Source organism: Pararhizobium sp. (assembly GCF_965279435.1).
Taxonomy (GTDB): Bacteria; Pseudomonadota; Alphaproteobacteria; order Rhizobiales; family Rhizobiaceae; genus Pararhizobium.
In genome coordinates, this window is sequence record NZ_CBDIHY010000002.1 from 356,282 (window position 1) to 378,140 (window position 21,859).

Consider the following 21,859-nt stretch of genomic DNA (forward strand, 5'->3'; position numbering starts at 1 on the left):
CGGATGGATCAGGACGTTCTGCATCTGCGGAATGGCGATCTCTCGGTAGACGTGAGCCGCTTCGGTGGCTCGCTTCTAACTGGAAGTTATCGCGGCGTCCCTTTCCTGAAGCCAACGACGACCGCCGGGCTCGCGTCGCACCGTTTCGGAGCCGAGGCAAGCTTTCCGCTCGTGCCCTACGGCAACCGGATCGAGGCGAACGCCTTCGATTTTTCGGGCAAGCATTTCTCGATGGTGCCCAACACAGCCGATCCTTATTGCCTGCATGGCGACGGCTGGCTTGCTGAATGGGAAATCCTGTCGCAATACGGCGGCGAAGCGGTGCTGCGGTATATCCATCGTCAAAATCCGTCAGACCCGTATGCCTACGATGTCATCCAGACGGTGCGGCTCGATGGCGATGCGCTGACACTGGCGCTGACGGTCACCAACACCTCCTACGAACCGTTGCCGTTCGGGATCGGATTTCACCCCTTCTTTGCGCGCACACCGCAAACCCGCCTGAAGGCAAAGGCAAGCCGATTTTGGAGCGAACGTAGCGGGCACTTGCCGGATGCTCCTACCTTAATCCCCAGACATCTGGACTTTACGGAAGCGGGTCCCCTTCCCCCGCACTGGATCAACAATGCCTATGATGGGTGGGACGCAAAGGCACGGATAGAGTGGCCGGAACACGGCCTTGGTCTTACGCTCACAGCCGAAGGCCCATTCGACTGCTTCATGATCTATTCGCCGGATGCCGACGCCGGCTTTTTCTGCTTCGAACCGATGACCCACCTGCCCAATGCCCACAACATGCCGTCAAGCGCAGGGCTGGTGACGCTGGAGCATGGCCAAAGCCTGACCGGTCGCATCGCCCTATGTCCGGCGGTGTTGCCGGCTTGAAGACTTCGCGTCTTGATCCCCGAATTTCAGGCGGTTGGGCCTTCCTGAAGGCTCATCTGTAAAGAACGCCTGTTCTCCCTCCCCAATGGCCTTTGCTGTCTTCCCGCGAATGGGCTATGGCGCTCATGTACTGGCATGCCTCATATTTCGAAGTAAAAATTTACTGAAACCATTTCGGAAATTTGTCGAATATGGCAGAGTGCGGTGCTTGAAAAGAACGGAATGACGGGCATGGTAACGATCAAGGAAATCGCCAAGGCGGTCGGCGTGTCTTCTGCCACCGTGTCGCGGGTACTGAATTACGACCCGGTGTTGTCGATTTCCCCAACCAAGCGACAGGCGATCATCGAGACCGCCGAGGCGCTGAACTACGAGACGCCGCGCAATCGCAACAAGGCCAATGGGGCAACGGCGCCCAGCCCATTGACCAAACTTGTCATCGTCCACTTCCTGGAGCCATCCGACGAGATCGCCGATCCATACTATGTCGGCGTCCGGCTCGGCATCGAAACCCGCTGCCGGGATCTCAAGACGGAGATTGTCAAAGTCTTCCACTCCGACGCGCTGCCCGAGGCTGGGCTGCTCGAAAGCGCCTCCGGCGTCATCGTCATTGGCAAGCATTCCGACAACGAGATCACATGGCTGAGCGGCCATGCGCGACATGTCGTCTTTGCCGATTTCGATCCCGGCCGAGATTGGATCGACAGCGTTTTCTCCGACATGGGTCTTGCGACGCTGAAAATCCTCGATTCTCTGAAATCCAGCGGCTACAGCCGGATAGGGTTCATCGGTAGCCACGAGAGCCTCAATGGTAGCGTGCAGCGCTTCGCCGAACGGCGCTGCGCGGCATATATCGACTGGCAGAAGAAAAAAAATACATTTGATCCTGCCTTGCTGGCGCTCGCCGATTGCTCAGGCGGGCAGAGCTTGAGACTTGAAACCGGCTACCGCCTTGCCCGCGAGCTTCTGGCTCTGGCAGAGCGGCCGGACGTCATCGTAACCTCGAACGACAACATGGCAATTGGCGCCTATCGTGCCATTCAAGAAGCCGGTCTTTCGATCCCGAGCGATATTGCCGTCATCTCGTACAACGACATTCCCGTCGCACAGTTTCTGACGCCGCCGCTCACCACCGTGCGGATCCACGGTGAGCATATCGGCGAGACCGCCGTCGATCTGCTCCTGGAGCGCCTTTCCGGCCGCAGCTACGGGAAGCAGGTTCGCATCGCCACAGAGCTGATTTGGCGGAACAGTTGCCGCAAGCCGCTGGAATTGTAGCGCTTTCTTGTGCTTGGTAATAACGAGATAAATATTTACTAAATTTCTGTTGCGTGTTTTCCCAAATTCGGTAAATCTTGTGTGGCTGGCAGGAGAGGAGAACCCTGCCCCATTAGAGTTTCTTGGGAGGAAACGATGTATCACAGGACGATTCTGTCGCGCTTTGTGGCTGGTGCCCTTGCCGGCGCAAGCCTTTTTGCATCCACGGCTGCTTTTGCAGGCGAAGTCACCATCTGGTGCTGGGACCCGAATTTCAACGTTGCCATCATGAAGGAAGCTGCCGCGCGTTACACGGCGCAGCATCCCGACACCACGTTTAACATCGTCGATTTCGCCAAGGCCGACGTCGAGCAGAAGCTGCAGACCGCACTTGCTTCCGGCACGACGGACGCGCTGCCGGACATTGTCCTGATCGAGGATTACGGCGCGCAGAAATATCTCCAATCTTTCCCCGGCGCTTTCGCCGAGCTTTCCAGCAAGATCGATTTTTCCGGGTTCGCTCCCTACAAGGTTCAGCTGATGACGGTCGATGGGGCCGTTTACGGCATGCCATTCGATTCCGGCGTTACCGGCCTTTACTACCGAAAAGACTATATCGAACAGGCCGGCTTCAAGCCGGAGGACATGCAGAACCTCACCTGGGACCGCTTCATCGAGATCGGCAAGCAGGTGGAGGCCAAGACCGGCAAGAAGATGCTTGGCCTGGATGTCAACGACGCCGGCTTCATCCGTATCCTGATGCAGTCCGCCGGCGGCTGGTATTTCGACAAGGACGGCGCGCTGTCCATCGAGGGTAATCCGGCGCTGAAGGCAGCCCTTGAAACCGAACAGAAGATCCTGCAGGCAGGCATCTACAAGCCGGCCGCCGGCTGGACCGAGTGGGTCGGAACCTTCACCACGGGCGATGTCGCGACTGTAACGACGGGCGTCTGGATTACCGGCACCGTCAAGGCGCAGGCTGACCAGTCCGGCAAGTGGGGCGTCGCGCCGATACCCAAACTTAATGTCGAGGGCGCTTCGAATGCCTCGAACCTCGGCGGGTCGAGCTGGTACGTCACCGCGAATTCCGCAGAAAAAGACGAGGCGATCGACTTTCTGAACGAAGTCTACGCCAAGGACATCGATTTCTATCAGAAGATTCTGACCGAGCGGGGCGCCGTCGGTTCACTGCTCGCCGCGCGCACCGGCAAGGCTTACTCGGAAGCCGATCCATTCTTCGGTGGTGAAAAGGTCTGGCAGAATTTTTCCGACTGGCTGGTGAAAGTTCCCGCCGTCAACTATGGCGTTTTCACCAACGAGGTGGACACGGCCGTGACGGCACATTTGCCCTCCCTCGGACAGGGAACTCCAGTTGACGATGTGCTCAAGGCAATCGACAGCCAGGCGCAGGGCCAGATTCAGTAAAAATCCTCCCCGGCTGGCGGTCGCCGCCCGCCTCTCTCCCGGAATGTCGCGCGTCCCTTGGCGCGTGGCATTCCGGTCCTTGTCCCTTGGCAATGAAGGTCGTCCCATGGCTGCCGGCAAAACAGGCGGGTTGAAACGCTATTATGATCTGAATGGCTGGCTGTTCATCGCCCCTTCGCTGCTTCTGATCTCAGTATTCCTTGTCTTTCCAATTTTGCGTTCGCTCTATCTGTCATTCTTTTCCGGCAAGGGCATGATGATGAAGTTTGCCGGCTTCGGAAACGTGGTCCGGCTGTGGAACGATCCGGTATTCCTCCAGGCACTGAAAAACACCGTCACCTTCTTCGTGGTGCAGGTGCCGATCATGATCGTGCTGGCGCTGCTGCTTGCCTCCGTGCTCAACAATGACCGGTTGAAATTTATCGGCTTTTTCCGCACGGCGATTTTCCTGCCCTGCGTCGCCTCGCTGGTCGCCTATTCGGTTCTGTTCAAGAGCATGTTTTCGGTCGATGGCGTCGTGAACCAGGCCCTGTTCGCGATTGGCTTCATTGACACACCCATAGGCTGGCTGACGGAACCCTTCTGGGCCAAGGTTCTGGTGATCCTTGCCATCACCTGGCGCTGGACCGGATACAACATGATTTTCTATCTGGCAGCGCTCCAGAACATCGACAAGTCGATCTATGAGGCGGCGCGGATTGACGGCGTGCCGGCATGGGCGCGGTTTCTCTACATCACAGTGCCCATGTTGAAGCCAGTGATCCTCTTCACCACGATCATCTCGACGATCGGCACGATCCAGCTTTTCGACGAAGTCTACAACCTCACCGAGGGACGCGGTGGCCCGGCAAACGCGACCATCACGCTATCGCTCTACATCTATAATCTGACCTTCCGCTTCATGCCGAGTTTCGGCTATGCGGCGACGATCTCCTACGTCATCGTGCTCATGGTGGCTCTCTTGTCCTTCCTGCAGTTCTATGCCGCGAGGGACCGCTCATGAACATCTCGCGCATCCTGACAACGGCGTCGCAATACGTTTTCCTTGGTGTCGCGGCTTTCCTGTCGCTGTTCCCGTTCCTCTGGATGGTAATCAGTTCGACGAACACCTCGATCGACATTATCAGCGGCCGGATGGGGTTGGGCGACGCCTTGCGCACCAATGTCGTGAATTTCTTCACGCTGGTCGATGTGCCACTGGTTTTCTGGAATTCGGCGAAAGTCGCCGTACTCGCGACACTGCTGACGATCCTCGTTTCATCGCTCGCAGGTTATGGCTTCGAGATGTTTAAATCGAAGGCACGCGACCGGATCTATTCGCTCGTGCTCTTGACGCTGATGGTCCCCTTTGCCGCGCTGATGATCCCGCTGTTCATGATGATGGCAAAGACAGGCCTGATCAACACGCATGTCGCCATCATGCTGCCGACGATCGCCTCTGCCTTCATCATTTTCTACTTCCGCCAGTCGACCAAAGCATTTCCGACGGAGCTGCGGGATGCTGCCAAGGTGGACGGGCTCAAGGAATGGCAGATTTTCCTCTACATCTATGTTCCGGTAATGCGCTCAACCTATGCGGCCGCCTTCGTGATCGTTTTCATGGTCAACTGGAACAACTACCTCTGGCCGCTCATCGTCCTTCAATCGAATGACACCAAGACGATTACGCTCGTCGTCTCCTCGCTCGCCTCGGCCTATTACCCCGATTACGGCGTGGTCATGATCGGCACGATCCTCGCCACGCTCCCCACCCTCCTCGTCTTCTTCGTCATGCAGCGCCAGTTCGTCCAAGGCATGCTGGGCTCAGTGAAATAGGAAATTCCGTCAATGCGCATTACAGAAGGTTTCAACGGAAACTGGATTTTCAGCCACGGCTTCGATCAGGCCAGCGTCAACAGCCCGCAGCCGGGCGAAACGGTACGCCTGCCGCACAGCGCCGTTGAACTGCCTTACAATTATTTCGACGAGACCGAATACCAGAAGCCCTTCACCTATCAGAAGCGCTTTGAGTGGCGGCCGGAATTCGAGGGCCGCGAAGTATCGCTGGTCTTCGATGCGGCGATGGCCGACAGCGTCGTTTATCTCAACGGCAAGGAAATCATCGCCCACAAGGATGGCTACACGCCGTTCGAGGCCCGGCTGACACCGCATCTGAAGCGTGGCGAAAACCTGGTTACCGTAAAGGTCGACGGTTCGGAAAACCCCGAAATCCCGCCGTTCGGCGGCCAGATCGACTACCTTTGCTATGCCGGCATCTACCGCGATGTCTGGCTGAAGATCGCAAGCCCGGTCTCGATCGCAAACGTCAAGATCGAAACGCCGGATGCCCTTGCTGAAGTGAAGACAGCGACGGTGCGCGTCTTCCTCGCCAACCCGCAAGGCCTCAGCCTCTCCGGCACGCTTGCTGCAAAAATCCGCCGGCCGGGCGGCGGCGAAGTCGCTTCCGCGACAGTGACCGTGAGCGGCAAAGAAGCCTTCCTGACTTTCTCGGATCTTTCCGGCATCGACCTGTGGGATCTCGACAACCCCATTCTCTATGCCCTGTCGCTCAAGCTGGAAACGGAACATGGCGAAGACGTCCTGACCCGTCGTTTTGGCTTTCGCACCGCGCAATTCACGCCGGATGGTTTCCTCCTCAACGGCAAACTGCTGAAACTGCGTGGCCTCAACCGTCACCAGGCCTGGCCACACACGGGTTATGCGATGGGACGCCGGGCGCAGGAAAAAGATGCCGACATCCTGAAATATGAACTCGCATGCAACATCGTGCGCACCTCGCACTACCCGCAGTCGAAGTGGTTCCTCGACCGCTGCGACGAGATCGGTCTGCTCTGCTTCGAGGAGATCCCCGGCTGGCAGCATATCGGCGGCGAAGCCTGGCAACAGGAATCGATCGAAAACGTCCGCCGCATGATCGAGCGCGACTGGAACCACCCCTCGATCATCATCTGGGGCGTCCGCATCAATGAAAGCCAGGACAACCACGCCTTTTACGCCGAGACGAACCGGCTGGCGCGCGAACTCGACCCGTCACGCCAGACCGGCGGAGTTCGCTTCATCACCAATTCGGAGATGCTGGAAGACGTCTACACGATGAACGATTTCATTCTCGGCCAGGAGGAAATGCCGGGCAACAATCGCGGCCGGGTCGTCCTGCGCGACCGGGTGGAGACAACCGGCATTACCAAGCCGATCCCCTACATGATCACCGAGTATAACGGCCACATGTATCCGACAAAACGCTTCGACCAGGAGCAGCGCCAGGCCGAGCATGTCACCCGTCACCTGCTGATCCTCAATGCCGTGGCCGGTGATACGAATATCTCCGGCTCCACCGGTTGGTGCATGTTCGACTACAACACCCACAAGGACTTCGGCTCCGGCGACCGCATCTGCTATCACGGTGTGCTCGACATGTACCGCATCCCGAAACTCGCTGCTTACGCCTACTCGTCGCAGGGCGATCCGAAGGACAATGTCGTGCTGCAGCCGGTGACGTTCTGGGCGCGCGGCGAGCGCAATATTGGTGGTGTGCTGCCGCTGATCATCCTGACCAACTGCGATTATATCGATGTGAAGTTTGGAGAGTGGCCAGCCAAACGCATCTATCCCGACACGGAAAATTATCCGCATCTGCCGCATCCGCCCGTGGTACTCGACCTGCGCACCGTGACGCCCGAGGAATTCGGCACCTGGGGGCGCGTCTGGCGCGAAGGCACGCTGACAGGGTTTGTCGATGGCAATCCCGTGAAGACGATCACCATGCCCGCCGATCCCGTACCAACCACACTGGACGTCACACCCGACGAGACGGTGTTGCGCCGTGGCGAGAAGGATGCCGTTCGTGTTGTTGTCCGCGCGCTCGATCAGTGCGGCAATCTGCTGCCGTTCTTTGAAGAGCCGGTGTCGCTGGCGCTTGAAGGCCCCGGCCGCATCATCGGCCCTATCGACCACACGCTCAAAGGCGGCGCCACGGGGTTTTGGGTGGAAGCCGGCGACGAGCCGGGTGTGCTCAACCTTACGGTCAAAAGCCACCGCTTCGACACCCAGACCATCACCTTCACGATCAACTGAGAAGCTCCCATGGCCGATGTTCGCCTGACCGACATACGCAAAAACTTCGGCGCCCTGGAGATCATCAAGGGCGTGGACCTCTCGATCAAGACTGGCGAGTTCGTTGTCTTCGTCGGGCCGTCCGGTTGCGGAAAATCGACCCTGCTGCGGATGATCGCCGGCCTTGAAGACATTACGTCCGGCGAACTGACGATCGGCGGGACACGGATGAACGATGTCGATCCGTCCAAGCGCGGCATCGCCATGGTTTTTCAATCCTATGCGCTTTATCCGCACATGACGGTGCGCGAGAACATGGGTTTTGCCCTGAAATTCGCCGGCATGGCCAAAGAGGAAATCGCCCGGCGCGTCAACGATGCCGCCCGCATCCTTGAGCTGGGTCCGCTGATGGAGCGGAAGCCGAAGGCGCTGTCGGGTGGCCAGCGCCAACGTGTCGCCATCGGCCGCGCCATTGTGCGCAACCCGGACGTCTTCCTCTTCGACGAACCGCTCTCAAACCTCGATGCCGAATTGCGTGTGCATATGCGCGTTGAAATTGCCAAGCTGCACAAGGCGCTGAAATCGACAGTCATCTACGTGACGCATGACCAGGTGGAGGCAATGACGCTTGCCGACAAGATCGTCGTCTTGCGGGCCGGTGTGGTCGAGCAGGTCGGGGCGCCGCTCGACCTCTACGATGACCCAGCCAATACCTTTGTCGCCGGCTTCATCGGCTCGCCGCGCATGAATTTTCTGAAAGCCCGGATTATCGCCGTCGAGGCAGGGCGTGCCGGTATAGTGCTTGTCGAGCAGCCAGATGTGAAGCTCAGCCTGCCGCTGACCCCATCGTCGCTTAATCCCGGTGACAATGTCAGTCTCGGTGTTCGGCCGGAGCATTTTCTTGGAGCCGGAATGGGCGATGCCGACCTGACGCTTGAAGTCGATGTTGCCGAGCATCTTGGCAATACGAGCTACGTCTATGCCCACATCTCCCCAGAGGAGCGGATCATCGTCGAGCATGAGGGATTCCGCGGGGCAAGCTCCAGGGACAAGCTGACTGTCGGCCTTTCGGCGGAAAAATCCTTCCTCTTCGACAGCACCGGAAATCGTATTCGATAAAGACATTTGGAGGCGGCCGCCATGAGCGAGACACAACGGATACGCTGGGGGATCATTGGTCCTGGCGGCATTGCTAAAACCTTTGCTGGTGGCATTGCCCATTCCCGAACCGGTGTATTGACGGCGATTGCGACGCGAAATCCGGAAAAACCCGGCCTTTCGGACGATTTCCCCAATGCGCGTATTCTGCACGGTTACGAGGCCTTGCTCGCCGATCCGCAGGTTGACGCGGTTTACATCGCCACACCGCACACCGGTCATGCGCAATGGGCGATCAAGGCCATCCGTGCCGGCAAGCATGTGCTGGTCGAAAAGCCGATCGCCTTATCGGCCTATGAGGCAGAAACGATCTATCACGAGGCCAAAAAGGCGGGCGTGTTTGCCGGCGAGGCCTATATGTACCGCCTGCATCCGCAAACTCGCAAGATCGCCGAGCTGGTTCGCAGCGGCACGATCGGCGCTGTTCGGATGATCAAGTCAAGCTTCGGCTTCGACATGGGCGCGGTGAAGCCAGAACACAGGCTATTTTCCAACGCGCTTGCCGGTGGTGGTATCCTCGACGTTGGTGGTTATCCGGTTTCCATGGCGCGGCTCATTGCCGGTGCAGCGTGTGGTAAGCCTTTCCTTGAGCCGCTGCAGGTCCTCGGCACCGGTCAAATCGGCGAAACCAACGTCGATGAATGGGCATCCGCTTTGCTCAAATTTCCAAACGGCATCATCGCCGAGGTTTCGTGTTCCATTCGCGCACGGCAGGACAATGTGTTGCGGATCATAGGTGCTAAGGGCCGGATCGAGGTTGCCGATTTCTGGTTCGCGTCGGGCCATACCGGCGGTACCGGAAGGATCGACATCATCCACAATGACGGCAACCGCGAGACGGTGGAGATCGATGAAAAAGGCTGGCTCTATTCCTTCGAGGTGGACGCCGCCGGAGACGCGATCCGCAACGGCCGGGGGGAATTTGCCGCGCCCGGCGTGACCTGGGCCGATACCATCGGCAATCTGCGGGTGATGGACCAGTGGCGCGCTGCCATCGGCCTTGAATATCGTCATGAACAGGCGGCCGAACGCCGCGTGAACATTCGTGGCGAGATCGTTCGCCCCGGCAATACCCTGCGGCGGCGGACGATTCCTGGAATTGCCAAGCCGATGTCGCCGGTGGCGCTCGGCTTCGAATTCTTTCCAAACTTCGCCGCCGCCTCACTGACGCTTGATGCCTTTTACGAGGCCGGCGGCAACGTCTTCGATACGGCCTGGATCTACAATCGCGGGGTCACCGAAGCGATCTTCGGCGAATGGTGGACGAGCCGCAGCGTGCCGCGCGAGGAGGTTGTTCTGATCGGCAAGGGCGCCCATTCGCCCCTGGTCTATCCGGATCAGATCGGCAAGCAGCTTGCCCAATCGCTTGATCGTCTCAAGACCGATTATGTCGATGTCTATTTCATGCACCGCGACGACGAGCAGGTGCCGGTCGGCGAATTCGTCGATGCGATGGACGCTGAGGTTCGCGCCGGGCGCATCCGTGGTGTTTTTGGTGGGTCGAACTGGACCCGCGCGCGGCTGCAAGAGGCGGTTGCCTATGCGCAGTCAAACGGCAAGGCAGTGCCCGGAGCTCTTTCCAACAACTTCTCACTGGCGGAAATGCGCGAGCCAATCTGGGCGGGTTGCGTGGCTGCCTCCGATGACGAGTGGAAGCACTGGCTGACCGAAACGCAGATGCCCAATTTCGCCTGGTCCAGCCAGGGCCGCGGCTTTTTTACCGACCGTGCCGGCCGCGACAGGCGCGACGACGAGGAACTGGTTCGTTGCTGGTATAGCGAGCGCAACTTCATCCGCCGCGATCGTGCCATCGAACTGGCGCAACGCCTGAACCGAAAGCCCATCCACATCGCGCTCGCCTACGTTCTGGCCCAACCCTTCCCGGTCGTGCCGCTCATCGGGCCAAGAACGGTGGCCGAACTGGAAGACAGCCTTTCCGCTCTCGATATCCGGCTGAGTGGAGATGATGTTGCGTCGCTGGAAGCCCGTTAGGAACTGACGGCCGTCAGGTTTCTAAATTTCATGTTCCTTACTCATAGGGCACTATCGACCCCCGGGATCACAGCGCAGATGGCTTGATTTCGCTGCCGCCCCCACACAGCTTGCGTGCGTTTAAAAGCCCCCATCCGAACACCGGGTCTTTCCCCGGCTTTCCGATATCATCGGTAAATTCTCTCAGCCTTGCCTCCAGACTTTCCGTTGGCATATCCGGCTCGCCGGCAATCAGCGCCGAGACCGCCGCCGTTACGAAGGGGGCGGCGAAGGATGTGCCGGTTTTTTGCCGGGCGCCAGAGACGGACGCCGCAGTCCAGACCCCGACACCGGGAGCGGCAATATCAACATGATCGCCGCGCACGGCCCGGCGGTAAGGGTTGCGCGCCTTATCGACCGCCGTTACGGCAATCACGTCTTCATAGGCCGCAGGATAGACAGGCTTGGCATTCGGGCCATCATTGCCAGCGGCGGCCACAAGGATCATGCCGCGATCGGCCGCCGCTTTCACGGACCTCTCGAGCACCGCGTTCGCCGGGCCGGTCAAGCTCAGATTGACGACCTTGATGTCACGTTGAACGAGCAGATCGAGCGCCCGTACGAGGTCGTAGGTGTCGGCGATATCCTTCGATTTTCCGAATCGCTTAAAGGCATCGACGGCGATGAGTTCGGCCCCTGGCAGGAGGCCCGGGACGCGGCTGTCCGATGCGCCGATCAAAAGGGCGGCGACGGCAGTGCCATGCTGTTCGCCCGATCTTTCCTCTTCCCCCTCACCGAGGCGAATGACCTCCAGCCGGGTATTCGTCAGGGTCACATGATCGACATTGATTGCCGTGTCGATAAGTCCGAGACGGGGCGGCTTGCCACACCCTGCGTTTTCGCCGGCCGGCCATCCAACGATGTCCCGGACGAGCGCGCAATCCTGCCCCGCACATCCTGTATTGCTCTCCGCTTGCGGCTGGTAGAAATGGTTGAAATCGACCGCCGCCGTCGGGCTGCGGGCAACAACGGCAGCACGCGCCGTTGCGAGCGTCATGCCGCGCGGCACCACGAGACGCACCATTTCGCTGCCGATCAGCGAAATCTGTGTGCGCTCATCAACGGTAAAGCCCTGCTGGATCAATCCGGCGATCGCCTCTTCTTCAAGACCGACCGCGACGAGTTCGTTTGCCGCGCGCTCCGGCACGGCGGCTGGACGGCGCACCGGTGCACGGCGCTCGCGCGTTGGCCAGCGAAAGAGCGAACGCAGATCGCGCAAAGTGTCTCCGCCACGGTGATATCCGGGGTTGCCACCGTCTCCACTGCGATTGTTACCACCGCCGCCGCTTCTACCGCCACCACCGCCGTTATCGTCGTCTCCATCGTCGTCATCGGCAAGCGCAACGGGGATGGTGAAGGCCGCGTCGTTCAGCGGCAGAGGCAGAACCACCAATGCTCCCACGGCGATTGCCGCAGTCAGGCGGCGCAATGGTTTTATATTAGCAATGAACAGCACGCTCAGTCTCCTGTGGCCGCTTCTTAATCCAGATTGTCAAACCAGGAAGCCGCTTTCGATCAAACTATCCTGAAAATACGTTTGACTCGACAGCTTATTCCCTGGCGTGCAAAAAAGCGGAATGACCAACGACATGCAGACAGTACCGGAACGGCTGGTTGCCTTCCTGCCGAACCTTAGGCGTTTTGCGATCTCGCTTTGCCGTTCCCGGGAGCTGGCGGACGATCTTGTGCAGACAGCCTGCGAGCGCGCCATCCTCGCCGCCGACAGTTTTATACCCGGCAGCCGCTTCGACGCCTGGATATTCCGCATTCTGCGCAATCTGTGGATCGATCACCTGCGCCGCCAGAAAACGGCAGGCCCGCAGACCGATCTGGAGGAGGCGCGCGATGTATCGGTTCCGTCCGGCGAAGCTGCATCGCTTGCGCGCATGGATCTGCGTGACGTCACCGCTGCCCTGCAAAAACTGCCGGACGAGCAGCGCGAAGTGCTCGTACTGGTCTGCGTCGAGGAACTGAGCTATCGCGACACGGCCGAGGTTCTGTCGATCCCAATCGGGACAGTGATGAGCCGGCTGGCCCGGGCACGGAAAAATCTTGCGGAACTGACAGGAATAAGTTTCGGGGAAAAACGTTCGTCCGATACGAAAGGGAGCCTTGCATGACCCGGCAGGATTTTGACGACGAAACATTGATGGCTTTCGCCGACGGCGAACTGGACGAGGCGACAAGCGTGCAGCTGGAAGCAGCCCTTGCCGGCGACGAAGCGCTGGCCGAGCGCCTGGCTGTGTTTTTCGAAACCCGCCTGCTGGTCGCTGACGCCTTGAAGCCGCTGGCAGAAGAGCCTGTACCGGAAGCGCTGCTGGAATCCGTTCGCCGCATGGCGGAAGAAGCGCGAAGCCGGGAAGCTCAGGCGGGCAACGTTGTGCCCTTCCGCGCAAAGCCGCTACAGGAGACACGCCGTTGGCTCATGCCCCTGGCGGCAAGTATCGTGGCGGTGATTACCGGCGTTGCCGGTTTCACGGTGGGCCGAAATCTGAACCCGTCCGCAGTGGATTCCAGCGCCGAAATCGCGGCAGTGCTGGACCGCGAGGCATCCGGGCGGGATATTGCGCTCAGCGCACCCGGTCAGACGCTTCATGTGATCGCCACCTTTCGCGACAAGAGCGGCGCACTCTGCCGCGAGTACGAGCTGAAACAGCCGTCGAGCAGCACGGTCTCGATCGCCTGCCGGCAGGACCGGACGTGGGTGACGCAGCTTGCCCTGACATCTGCGAAAGTTGAGGGTTACGTGCCTGCGTCGTCGCAGGACATGATCGATGCCTATCTCTCGTCGATCGAGGCCGGCGCACCGCTGTCGCCCGAAGAGGAACGGGGCATCCTGGCGCCCTGAATGAAATATTGTGTGCGCCGGGAATAAGTCTTTCCCGGCGCCGTTCTTCTCGCATCAGTTCATGAGGAGAACAGCCATGGCATTTGCCTTTCTGAAGACGCCACAGCCCCGGCTGACCTTTCTCTGCCGCAAGGAGGACGATGGCGTAATCCCCGCCCCCGTTCGCGCCAAGACGGCGCTGCCCGACTGGTTCCGCAAGCTGCCGCCGATCGACGAGGCGCATCTCTCGCCCACCAATAGCGGGCTGACGGTGAAACGCTGCATGCCCTTTCTCGATGCCATGGCGGCGGGCTGGATAATCGGGCTTGCGGCGACTGTGCGCATGGAAATCTCCGACGGCGGAAAGACGGTGGATTGCGGCTGGGATTTCGACCGCACGCTCGTCAGCAATCATGCGAGCCATCAGGTTGCCGGTAATCCGCGCGGGCCGCTGCCGCCCTGCAAGTTTCACAATTACTGGACCATCCGCACGCCACCCGGCTGGAGCTGCCTGTTCGTGCCGCCGCTCAATCGCCCGAACGGTGTGTTCGAAATCGTCGCCGGGGTCGTGGATACGGACACCTATCAGTCGGAAATCCACTTCCCGTTCTTCGCCACCGGCGAGGACGGCCTGCATCTGCTGGAACGTGGCACGCCGATCGTCCAGGTTATTCCGTTCCGCCGGGAGACGTCGGACCTCGACGCGGACATCCGCACTGAAAGCCAGGCGGAGGGTAACGTTCGCCAGACGATCCTGCGCAAGACGCTCGCATCGGATGGCTGGTATCGCAGGTTTGCCCGCGCGCCGCGGTAATTTCCCTGCCCATTTAGCGTTTTGCCGCCGCTGCCCACCCAGCGGCGGCAAAACGCGTGGTGTCAGATGCGGATCATGCCTCTGAAAATATTTTCATTTTCTCGGGAATAGGAAAAGCCCACCGCCGTTTCTCCTCTGCAGCCAACGAGGCTGTCACTCCAAGGAGAAACGGCATGAAGAAGTTCATCGCAATCCTGAGCGCATTCCTGGTCGTCGGTGCAGCAGCACCCGCGCCAGCCAGCGCCGACGATCCGGTCACGCGCTTTCTGCAGAAGGTAACGCGGAGCAACAAGGCGAGCCACGCCCACTATAATCGCGAGCGCGATGACAATCGGGGCGGCGGCTGGAGTTCGAACCGCAATTCCAACAGCTCGTCGAATTCCTCCCGCAATTCCAGCTCGAATTCGAACTCCAACAGCAGCTCCAATTCCTCAAGCAATTCAAGCTCAAACAGTTCGTCCAATTCCTCGAGCAACTCGAGCTCGAATTCATCGTCCAATTCGTCGTCGAATTCCTCTTCTGACGACGATTAAGACACAGCCGACCAGACCGAAAGGAGGGCGATCATGGCCCTTTATGCAATCGTTCCTCCCGAACCCCACGCCGATCGGCGTGGGGAACCGTCTCCTGCCACAGAGCCGGCCGTACCGCTTACCCGTGTCAAGCAGATCGTCGCGGTGATCGTACTCGTCTTCAGTGCCATGCTGATCTTCCTGGCGATCGACGGTCTCAGCGTGAACATGCGGCTGACGCTCGCCGTCTTTGTCGCAACCATCACCGCCTGGACCATTCTCGACTTGCCGGACACGCCGGTGGCGCTTGCGGGCGCGGCTACCCTGGCCGTTGTCGGTGCAATTGACGAGGACGTGCTTTACCGCTCGCTCGGCAATGACATTGTCTGGCTGATGCTGGCGGCTTTCGTCGTTGCCGGCGTGCTGCGTCAGGTCGGCGTCATCGAACAGATCATTCGCCGCCTGCTCGCCCGGCTCGCCACCGTGCAAGGTCTGTTCTGGGCGCTGACGCTGTTGATTTTCGCCACTGCCTTCATCATCCCCTCGACCTCGGCGCGTGCCGCCATGCTGGCGCCGGTCTATCTCGGCATCGCCGTCGCGATCGGCAATGCACGGGTTAATCGGGCGCTCGCGTTGCTCTTCCCCTCCGTCATCCTGCTTTCGGCCGGTGCTTCGCTGATTGGTGCCGGCGCCCATCTCGTCGCGGCGGGGATGATGCAGCGTTTGAGCGGCCAAAGCCCCGATTTCCTGGGCTGGATCACGCTTGCCGGCCCCTTCTCGCTTCTATGCTCGCTGCTCGCTTGCGCCGTGCTGCTGCGCTTCTTCCTGACACGCGAAGAGCGGGTAATGGCGATCGCAGAACGCAACGCCGACGAGGCCCCGACCCCACTGACGCGCCAGCAATGGACTGTGCTTGCGGTCACCGGCGCGATGATCCTGCTCTTTGCAGCCCAACCCATGCACGGCGTCGGCATGCCGCTGATCGGCATCGCCGCCGCGCTGCTTTTGGCCAACCAAAAGGTCTCCGGCCTGCCATTGAAGACAGCGCTCAAGAGCGTCGAATGGAACCTGCTGCTATTCCTCGCCGGCACGCTCGTCATCGGCGAGGCGCTGCTGGAGACCGGCACAGCAAAGGTGCTGGCCGACCGGATGGTCGGTCTTGCCAGCAGCGGTATCGCGGCCTGGCCCGCACTTATTGTCGCGTTCGCCGCTATTGCCGCTACGCTCTCCCACCTCGTCATCACGTCGCGCACGGCACGAGCGACCGTCCTCATACCTGCGCTTGCGCTGCCGGTCGCAGCCCTCGGCGTTGACCCGCTCAATCTCGTCATGGTCGTCACGCTGGCGAGCGGCTTTTGCCAGACGCTGATGGTATCCGCCAAACCGGTGGCGCTGTTCGGCGCAATGGATCCGCCGCCCTTCGGGCAGTCCGACCTGTTGCGGCTCGCCGGCTTTCTGATCGTGCCCTTCGTGCTACTGCTCGTTGTCTTTGCCACACTCGTTTGGCCGCTGCAGGGTCTGCCGCTGCACTGAACGATGCCGACAGACACAGGAAAAGGCCGCCGCGTGCGGCCTTTTTTATTTAGTCGGCTAATTTATTTTCAGTTTGCCGGAATAGATTGAGAACCGCCCCGTTCCTCCCCTGTCACATCGTTGTCACAGTCAAAAAGGAACACCCCATGTCTTTCACGGTTCTCGTCGCCCCCTCCGGTTTCAAGGAAAGCCTGTCGGCAGACCAGGCAGCGGATTGCATCGAAAGTGGCGTTCTGCGCGCCTTTCCCGGCGTTACCATCATCAAGGCGCCAATGGTCGATGGCGGCGAGGGTTTCGCCAAAGCGCTCGTCAAGGCGACCAACGGTACGCTTTACAATCTGACCGTGACCGGCCCAGTCAACGACCCGGTCGAAGCACATTTTGGGTTCCTCGGCGGTAGCGGTGAGCCGACCGCTGTGATCGAGATGGCCGCGGCCGCCGGGCTCAGCCTTGTACCGCGCGACCGGCGTAATCCCTGTCTGACAACGAGCTACGGCGTCGGCGAACTGGTGCGTGCAGCACTTGACCGGGGTGCGCGCCGCATCCTTCTCGGTTGTGGCGACAGCGGTATCAACGATGGCGGCGCCGGTATGGCCGAAGTGCTCGGTATCCGGTTTCTGGACGGGGCGGGCGATCCCTTGCCCCGCGGTGGGGCGGCGCTTGCCCGCCTCGAGACGATTGACATGAGCGGCCGCGATCCGCGCCTTGACGGCGTTCGCATCGATGCCGCCGTCAACTGGCACAATGTGCTCCTTGGCGAGCGCGGTGTGGCGCGCATTTTCGGGCCACAGAAGGGCGCAACGCCGGAACAGGTGGAACTGCTCGTTGCGGCGATGGAGACATACGCTGCAGCGATCCAGGGCACGACGGGCATCGCAGTCGGGATGGCACCCGGATCCGGTGCGTCCGGCGGTCTCGGTGCTGCGGTGTTCGGCCTCCTCGGCGGCAAGCTGCACCCGCGCTACGATATCGTCATGCAATATCTGGAGCTCGACCGTTTCATCGCGCAGGCTGATCTGGTCATCACCGCAGAGGGCAGCCTCGACGGGCAAACCCCATTCGGAAAGGTGCCTGCCGAAGTGGCCGCACGGGCAAAAATTGCCGGTGTGCCCGTCATCGCGCTTGCCGGCACCATCGGCAAAGGCGTGCGCCTGAATTTCGAGCATGGTATTGATGCCTTTGCCTCGATCCTCAGCAGGCCCTGCTCGCTAGAAGACGCCATCTTCAGCGCTCCAAAACTGCTGTCCCGGGCGGCAGAAGATGCAGCACGCATGGTGATGGTGGGTATGAAACTTGGGGCAAGATGGCGCCAGGTTGCGTGATTGCTTGCTGCGGCAATGGGATTGATCGGTTGCAGGGGGCTGTCCACCCCCTGCGGTTCCGCTGTACTCCCGCTGTTATTACTGCACCGGCAACCAGCTGCTGATGATGCTTGCGTCCAGGGCCTCGTACCCTTTCAGGTCGATGAGATCGTACAATTGCGCACGTGTCTGCATCCTTTCAACGACACCGGTGGTGGAACCCTCGGCGGCAAGATGCCCATAGAGATCATGCTGTGCCTTGTTCGCCATGCGAAGCGAGGAGACGGGCCAGATCACCATGCGGTATCCGATCTCCTGCAACTCGCCTGCGGTCGGCGGCGGCGATTTGCCGAATTCGGTCATGTTCGCCAGCAGCGCAACTCCTTTCATCGCTTTAGCGAACTCCGTAAACATCTCCCTGGTCGTCAGCGCCTCCGGGAAAATCGCATCCGCACCCGCTTCGACATAGAGCCTTGCGCGGTCGATTGCCTTGTCGAGCCCTTCATCGGCTGCGGCATCCGTTCGCGCCAGGATGAGAAGCGAACGCCGGGCACGCGCGGCGGCGGCGACCTTGGCAGCCATATCTGAGGGGCTTGCCAGCTTCTTGTCGTTCAGGTGGCCGCATTTCTTCGGCAGGACCTGATCCTCTATCTGGATGGCCGCAGCGCCTACCTCTTCAAGCCTCCGAACGGTGTGCATGACATTTAGCGCCTCGCCGAAGCCCGTGTCGGCGTCGACAAGCAATGGCAAGCCTGACGCCCGGACAATCTGCCGTGTGAAAAAGAGAACATCCTCGAGTGTCAGGATTCCAAGATCCGGCAGTCCCATGGACGCGCTCATCGCCGCACCTGACAGGTATAGCGCCGAGAAACCTGCGCCCTTTGCCTGAAGGGCTGCAAGACCATTGTGCGCGCCCGGCATCCGCACGATCCCGGGCCTGGAGAGAAGGGTGCGAAGGCGGGTACCGGCGGGCACGGCCTCGTCTACGACAGGAACAAGATACGACATCGTTTGAACCTCAATCCGTTTCTGTCACCGTTTCATGCCGCCAACGCCGGAACTTCGGCATCAGCAGCGGAATAAGAAGAACGGCAGCTGCCATGATCCAGAGGGTGATGGAAATCGGGCTGGACCAGAGGATGGAGATATCGCCTGCTGATAGCGACAACGCGCGGCGCAGGCTCTGTTCGAGGATTTTGCCAAGCACCAGGCCGAGGATCAGGGGCGCCATCGGAACGCTTGCCCGGCGCAGGAAGTAGGCCCCGATACCAAGCCCCACCATGAGCACGAGATCGAAGGTCGTGGACTTGCCGGAATAGACGCCAATGGTGCTGACGACGACGATGAAGGGCACAAGGACCCAAGCCGGCACCGAAAGCATGCGCGCGAAAACGCCGACGAGCGGGATGTTGATTGCGAGCAGGATGAAGTTCCCGATGAACAAAGATGCGATCAGCCCCCACACGAGATCGGGTTGCGACCGGAAAAGTGCGGGCCCTGGGGTTATGTTGTAGAGTGTGAGGACGCCGAGCATGATCGCAGTCGTGCCCGAACTCGGAATGCCAAGTGTCAGCATGGGAATGAAGTTGCTGTTCGAGGCGCTGTTGTTGGCGGCTTCTACGGAAGCAAGACCGCGCATATCGCCGTTCCCGAAACGGCTGCCCTCCGGATCGGTTCTATCCACGACGCGCTTTTCCGTCGTATAGGCAAGCGCTGAAGCGACCGTCCCCCCTGCCCCCGGCAGGATCCCAACAAAGAACCCGATAATCGATCCACGCAGCGTGGCTGCATTGGTGAACCGCATCTCACTCAGGTTGAACAGCGATCGCCCAAGCTGCTGGATGCGGACCGAAGTGCCTCCATGCATCGTCTCCAGCATGATCAGCAGTTCGCTGATCGCGAAAAGGCCGATGACGACTGTCGCGAATTGAACGCCGTCGACGAGGTTTGGTGATCCGAAAGTATACCGGTAAACTCCCGAGTTAGCATCGATACCGATTGTCGAGATGCCGAGCCCCAGCATGATCGCAAGCAGCGCCTTCACCGGCTGGTCTGTCAGCAGCCCGGTCAGGCATGCAAACGCGAAAATCATCAGCGCAACATACTCGACGGGGCCAAATGCCAGCGCCCAGCTAGCGAGTACCGGCGCTGCCAGCACTATGCCGGTGGTCGCGATCGCAGACCCGACGAAGGATGTCCAGGCCGAAAGGGAAAGAGCGATGCCGGCCTTGCCTTGACGGGCGAGCGGATATCCTTCCAGTGCCGTCATGACCGCGGAGGCCTCTCCCGGCACATTGAGAAGAATGGCACTGATGCGGCCACCGTATTCAGAGCCGATATAGATGGCCGCCATCAGGATCAATGAGCTTTCGGGAGGCAGATCCAGCGCGAAGACGACCGGGACCAGCATCGCGACCGCGTTGATCGGTCCCAGTCCTGGCAGGACCCCGACCATGGTGCCGACGATGGCTCCGAGTGTTGCCAGCAACAGGTTGGTTGGCGCCAGCGCGACGCCGAACCCGTGCATGAGATAGCCGATCATTTCCATCAGATGATCCCTCCCAAAGGACCGGTTGGCAGGACCACGTCAAGGACCCGGTCAAAAAGTAGAAATGACGAGACTGCGAGGACTGCGCCCACCAAAACCCCCTGCCACCATTTCGCACCGAAGATCATGGCGATCGGGATCATGAATGCGGTCGTGGCGACGACAAAACCCAGCGGCTGGAAGAGGAGTGCGTATGCGAGCAGCGATCCCGACAGAGCGACGACGGCTCTGCCGGGCATCGGAAGTACCGACGGGTCTGCCTCACTCGGCTTCAACACGAGTATCACGCCGCACACGGCGATCATTGCCGCCGCAATCAAAGGAAAAGCGCGGGGGCCTGTCGGCTCATAGGCAAAGGGTGCCTCCAAGCCATAGCCAAAGGCAAGCATGAGCGCTGCAACCGCAATTGCGGCTGCACCCAGAGTGCGGTCGGTGTGCATGGTTTAAACCTTACTTGACGGCGAGCCCGAAATCGGCGGCGAGTTTCTTGTAGGCTGTTACCCGTTCCTCAACGAACGCCGTGGTCTGCTCACCGGTCATCGGCAGCGGGAAAAGGTTCCGCTTCTGCAGTTCGGCAGCATAGTCCGGAGACTTCATCGTTGCGGTAAAGGCGTCCGCCCACCACGCGTAATCGGCATCACTGACATCCGGACCGACGTAGAAGCCGCGCACGATCGGCCACTGGATATCGAAGCCCTGCTCCTTGGCGGTAGGCACACCGGCGAGCTTGCCCGGAAGTCTGTCTTCAGAAAAGATGGCCAGAAGCTTGAGCGGTGCACCGCCGTCGATCGCCGCCTGGCTGTCACCGACGTCGTTCATGCAGACATCGACGTGTCCACCCTGGAGAGCCGTCGCGCAGTCTCCGCCGCCTTCAAATGCAACAAACCGCATGGCCTTGTAATCGATCCCTGCGGCGCGTGCCGCCATGGCGGCCTTCATCCAGTCCTGGCTACCGATCGTACCGCCCGCGCCGATAATGACGGAGGTGACGTCCTTCTTGATGGCAGACATCAGGCCATCAAGTGACTTGAACTCGCTTTCATTGCGAACGACGACCGCACCATAGTCGGCGCCGATGCTGGCGACCCACCGGACATCCTTCTCGGTGTAGGCGCCGAATTTGCCCTGCGCGAGATTGAGCAGGGAGCCAGCCGAAAAAGCAATGATCGTACCGGGCTCAGCGCGGCGCTGGCCGACAACAGCATTGTAGGCAACGGCACCGATACCGCCAGGCATATAGGATAAACGGACCTGCGACTTTACCGCGCCCGACTGCTTCAGGGTTGCCTGGGCTAGCTTGCAGGTGATGTCGAAACCACCGCCAGGCTGAGCGGGTGCAATACATTCAGGATTTCGGGGTTCGGCGGCGCCTGTCGATGGCACCGCCGCAAATGCGGTCAATGAAATAGCGGCCGCAGAGACGGCGCGGGAAACGAACGGCATTGATATCTCCTCCAAGACTGTGTGCAGATCTCCACATCTGCAGGTAAGGCAAATATCCGAGTGAAGCTTTCA

Annotated in this window: 19 protein-coding genes; 14 read left to right on the plus strand and 5 right to left on the minus strand. The window is 60.1% G+C overall.

Annotation, left to right across the window (positions count from 1 at the left end; all coding sequences use genetic code 11):
* Positions 1–3 precede the first annotated feature (3 nt).
* The 8 genes from ACQY8Q_RS03220 to ACQY8Q_RS03255 all read left to right on the plus strand — a co-directional run bounded on the left by ACQY8Q_RS03220 (position 4) and on the right by ACQY8Q_RS03255 (position 10,770).
* Entirely contained in the window at positions 4–885 is an 882-nt protein-coding gene (locus tag ACQY8Q_RS03220) for an aldose 1-epimerase (protein ID WP_428424579.1), read from the plus strand.
* A 231-nt stretch (positions 886–1,116) separates the two neighbouring features.
* The gene (locus ACQY8Q_RS03225) at positions 1,117–2,163 is read left to right on the plus strand and encodes a LacI family DNA-binding transcriptional regulator (RefSeq protein ID WP_428424581.1); all 1,047 of its coding nucleotides are present in this window, start codon (positions 1,117–1,119) and stop codon (positions 2,161–2,163) included.
* 135 nt (positions 2,164–2,298) lie between these two features.
* Positions 2,299–3,567, plus strand: a complete 1,269-nt coding sequence (locus ACQY8Q_RS03230; protein ID WP_428424583.1) for an ABC transporter substrate-binding protein — start codon at positions 2,299–2,301, stop codon at positions 3,565–3,567.
* 106 nt (positions 3,568–3,673) lie between these two features.
* Positions 3,674–4,570 (plus strand): carbohydrate ABC transporter permease, encoded by an 897-nt coding sequence (locus ACQY8Q_RS03235; RefSeq protein ID WP_428424585.1) that lies wholly within the window; start codon positions 3,674–3,676, stop codon positions 4,568–4,570.
* The gene (locus ACQY8Q_RS03240) at positions 4,567–5,382 is read left to right on the plus strand and encodes a carbohydrate ABC transporter permease (RefSeq protein WP_428424587.1); all 816 of its coding nucleotides are present in this window, start codon (positions 4,567–4,569) and stop codon (positions 5,380–5,382) included. Before ACQY8Q_RS03235 ends, ACQY8Q_RS03240 begins: the two co-directional genes overlap by 4 nt.
* Before the next feature lie 12 nt (positions 5,383–5,394).
* Complete coding sequence (locus ACQY8Q_RS03245) at positions 5,395–7,641, plus strand: glycoside hydrolase family 2 protein (RefSeq protein ID WP_428424589.1); 2,247 nt, start codon at positions 5,395–5,397, stop codon at positions 7,639–7,641.
* 9 nt (positions 7,642–7,650) lie between these two features.
* Positions 7,651–8,739 (plus strand): ABC transporter ATP-binding protein, encoded by a 1,089-nt coding sequence (locus ACQY8Q_RS03250; RefSeq protein WP_428424591.1) that lies wholly within the window; start codon positions 7,651–7,653, stop codon positions 8,737–8,739.
* Positions 8,740–8,760: 21 nt separating this feature from the next.
* Positions 8,761–10,770 carry an aldo/keto reductase gene (locus tag ACQY8Q_RS03255; RefSeq protein ID WP_428424593.1) on the plus strand — a complete coding sequence of 670 codons (2,010 nt, stop codon included), beginning with the start codon at positions 8,761–8,763 and terminating at the stop codon, positions 10,768–10,770.
* A gap of 67 nt (positions 10,771–10,837) precedes the next feature.
* On the opposite strand, the gene ACQY8Q_RS03260 is transcribed toward ACQY8Q_RS03255, so the two are convergent.
* The gene (locus ACQY8Q_RS03260; RefSeq protein WP_428424595.1) at positions 10,838–12,265 is read right to left on the minus strand and encodes a S8 family serine peptidase; all 1,428 of its coding nucleotides are present in this window, start codon (positions 12,263–12,265) and stop codon (positions 10,838–10,840) included.
* A 121-nt stretch (positions 12,266–12,386) separates the two neighbouring features.
* Between ACQY8Q_RS03260 and ACQY8Q_RS03265 the strand changes: the two genes are divergently transcribed.
* The 6 genes from ACQY8Q_RS03265 (at position 12,387) to ACQY8Q_RS03290 (ending at position 17,817) form a co-directional block, all read left to right on the plus strand.
* Positions 12,387–12,929 (plus strand): RNA polymerase sigma factor, encoded by a 543-nt coding sequence (locus ACQY8Q_RS03265; RefSeq protein ID WP_428424597.1) that lies wholly within the window; start codon positions 12,387–12,389, stop codon positions 12,927–12,929.
* On the plus strand, positions 12,926–13,657 hold the full coding sequence (locus ACQY8Q_RS03270; RefSeq protein WP_428424599.1) for an anti-sigma factor family protein: 732 nt from the start codon (positions 12,926–12,928) through the stop codon (positions 13,655–13,657). Before ACQY8Q_RS03265 ends, ACQY8Q_RS03270 begins: the two co-directional genes overlap by 4 nt.
* Before the next feature lie 76 nt (positions 13,658–13,733).
* Positions 13,734–14,450, plus strand: a complete 717-nt coding sequence (locus ACQY8Q_RS03275; protein WP_428424601.1) for a DUF6065 family protein — start codon at positions 13,734–13,736, stop codon at positions 14,448–14,450.
* Positions 14,451–14,623: 173 nt separating this feature from the next.
* Entirely contained in the window at positions 14,624–14,983 is a 360-nt protein-coding gene (locus ACQY8Q_RS03280; RefSeq protein ID WP_428424603.1) for a hypothetical protein, read from the plus strand.
* Positions 14,984–15,016: 33 nt separating this feature from the next.
* Positions 15,017–16,495: an SLC13 family permease gene (locus ACQY8Q_RS03285; protein ID WP_428424605.1), complete on the plus strand. Its 1,479-nt coding sequence runs from the start codon at positions 15,017–15,019 to the stop codon at positions 16,493–16,495.
* A 146-nt stretch (positions 16,496–16,641) separates the two neighbouring features.
* A complete protein-coding gene (locus ACQY8Q_RS03290; protein ID WP_428424607.1) occupies positions 16,642–17,817 on the plus strand; it encodes a glycerate kinase family protein in 1,176 nt (391 codons plus the stop codon).
* A gap of 78 nt (positions 17,818–17,895) precedes the next feature.
* On the opposite strand, the gene prpB is transcribed toward ACQY8Q_RS03290, so the two are convergent.
* The 4 genes from prpB to ACQY8Q_RS03310 are packed head-to-tail and all read right to left on the minus strand — an operon-like array spanning position 17,896 to position 21,787.
* Positions 17,896–18,804, minus strand: coding sequence for a methylisocitrate lyase (gene prpB / locus ACQY8Q_RS03295; protein ID WP_428424609.1), 909 nt, complete (start codon positions 18,802–18,804; stop codon positions 17,896–17,898).
* Between the two features lie 10 nt (positions 18,805–18,814).
* Positions 18,815–20,344 (minus strand): tripartite tricarboxylate transporter permease, encoded by a 1,530-nt coding sequence (locus ACQY8Q_RS03300; RefSeq protein WP_428424611.1) that lies wholly within the window; start codon positions 20,342–20,344, stop codon positions 18,815–18,817.
* Positions 20,344–20,784 (minus strand): tripartite tricarboxylate transporter TctB family protein, encoded by a 441-nt coding sequence (locus ACQY8Q_RS03305; RefSeq protein WP_428424613.1) that lies wholly within the window; start codon positions 20,782–20,784, stop codon positions 20,344–20,346. Before ACQY8Q_RS03305 ends, ACQY8Q_RS03300 begins: the two co-directional genes overlap by 1 nt.
* A gap of 10 nt (positions 20,785–20,794) precedes the next feature.
* Positions 20,795–21,787, minus strand: coding sequence for a Bug family tripartite tricarboxylate transporter substrate binding protein (locus ACQY8Q_RS03310; protein WP_428424615.1), 993 nt, complete (start codon positions 21,785–21,787; stop codon positions 20,795–20,797).
* Positions 21,788–21,859: the final 72 nt, after the last annotated feature.

Bases quoted from the DNA above. Each gene is read 5' to 3' on its own strand.
- ACQY8Q_RS03300 (WP_428424611.1), bottom strand. From the start codon at position 20,344: ATGGAAATGATCGGCTATCTCATGCACGGGTTCGGCGTCGCGCTGGCG.
- ACQY8Q_RS03305 (WP_428424613.1), bottom strand. From the start codon at position 20,784: ATGCACACCGACCGCACTCTGGGTGCAGCCGCAATTGCGGTTGCAGCG.
- ACQY8Q_RS03230 (WP_428424583.1), top strand. From the start codon at position 2,299: ATGTATCACAGGACGATTCTGTCGCGCTTTGTGGCTGGTGCCCTTGCC.
- ACQY8Q_RS03280 (WP_428424603.1), top strand. From the start codon at position 14,624: ATGAAGAAGTTCATCGCAATCCTGAGCGCATTCCTGGTCGTCGGTGCA.
- ACQY8Q_RS03270 (WP_428424599.1), top strand. From the start codon at position 12,926: ATGACCCGGCAGGATTTTGACGACGAAACATTGATGGCTTTCGCCGAC.
- ACQY8Q_RS03265 (WP_428424597.1), top strand. From the start codon at position 12,387: ATGACCAACGACATGCAGACAGTACCGGAACGGCTGGTTGCCTTCCTG.
- ACQY8Q_RS03250 (WP_428424591.1), top strand. From the start codon at position 7,651: ATGGCCGATGTTCGCCTGACCGACATACGCAAAAACTTCGGCGCCCTG.
- ACQY8Q_RS03240 (WP_428424587.1), top strand. From the start codon at position 4,567: ATGAACATCTCGCGCATCCTGACAACGGCGTCGCAATACGTTTTCCTT.
- ACQY8Q_RS03235 (WP_428424585.1), top strand. From the start codon at position 3,674: ATGGCTGCCGGCAAAACAGGCGGGTTGAAACGCTATTATGATCTGAAT.
- ACQY8Q_RS03225 (WP_428424581.1), top strand. From the start codon at position 1,117: ATGGTAACGATCAAGGAAATCGCCAAGGCGGTCGGCGTGTCTTCTGCC.
- ACQY8Q_RS03220 (WP_428424579.1), top strand. From the start codon at position 4: ATGGATCAGGACGTTCTGCATCTGCGGAATGGCGATCTCTCGGTAGAC.
- ACQY8Q_RS03290 (WP_428424607.1), top strand. From the start codon at position 16,642: ATGTCTTTCACGGTTCTCGTCGCCCCCTCCGGTTTCAAGGAAAGCCTG.
- prpB (WP_428424609.1), bottom strand. From the start codon at position 18,804: ATGTCGTATCTTGTTCCTGTCGTAGACGAGGCCGTGCCCGCCGGTACC.
- ACQY8Q_RS03245 (WP_428424589.1), top strand. From the start codon at position 5,395: ATGCGCATTACAGAAGGTTTCAACGGAAACTGGATTTTCAGCCACGGC.
- ACQY8Q_RS03285 (WP_428424605.1), top strand. From the start codon at position 15,017: ATGGCCCTTTATGCAATCGTTCCTCCCGAACCCCACGCCGATCGGCGT.
- ACQY8Q_RS03255 (WP_428424593.1), top strand. From the start codon at position 8,761: ATGAGCGAGACACAACGGATACGCTGGGGGATCATTGGTCCTGGCGGC.
- ACQY8Q_RS03275 (WP_428424601.1), top strand. From the start codon at position 13,734: ATGGCATTTGCCTTTCTGAAGACGCCACAGCCCCGGCTGACCTTTCTC.
- ACQY8Q_RS03310 (WP_428424615.1), bottom strand. From the start codon at position 21,787: ATGCCGTTCGTTTCCCGCGCCGTCTCTGCGGCCGCTATTTCATTGACC.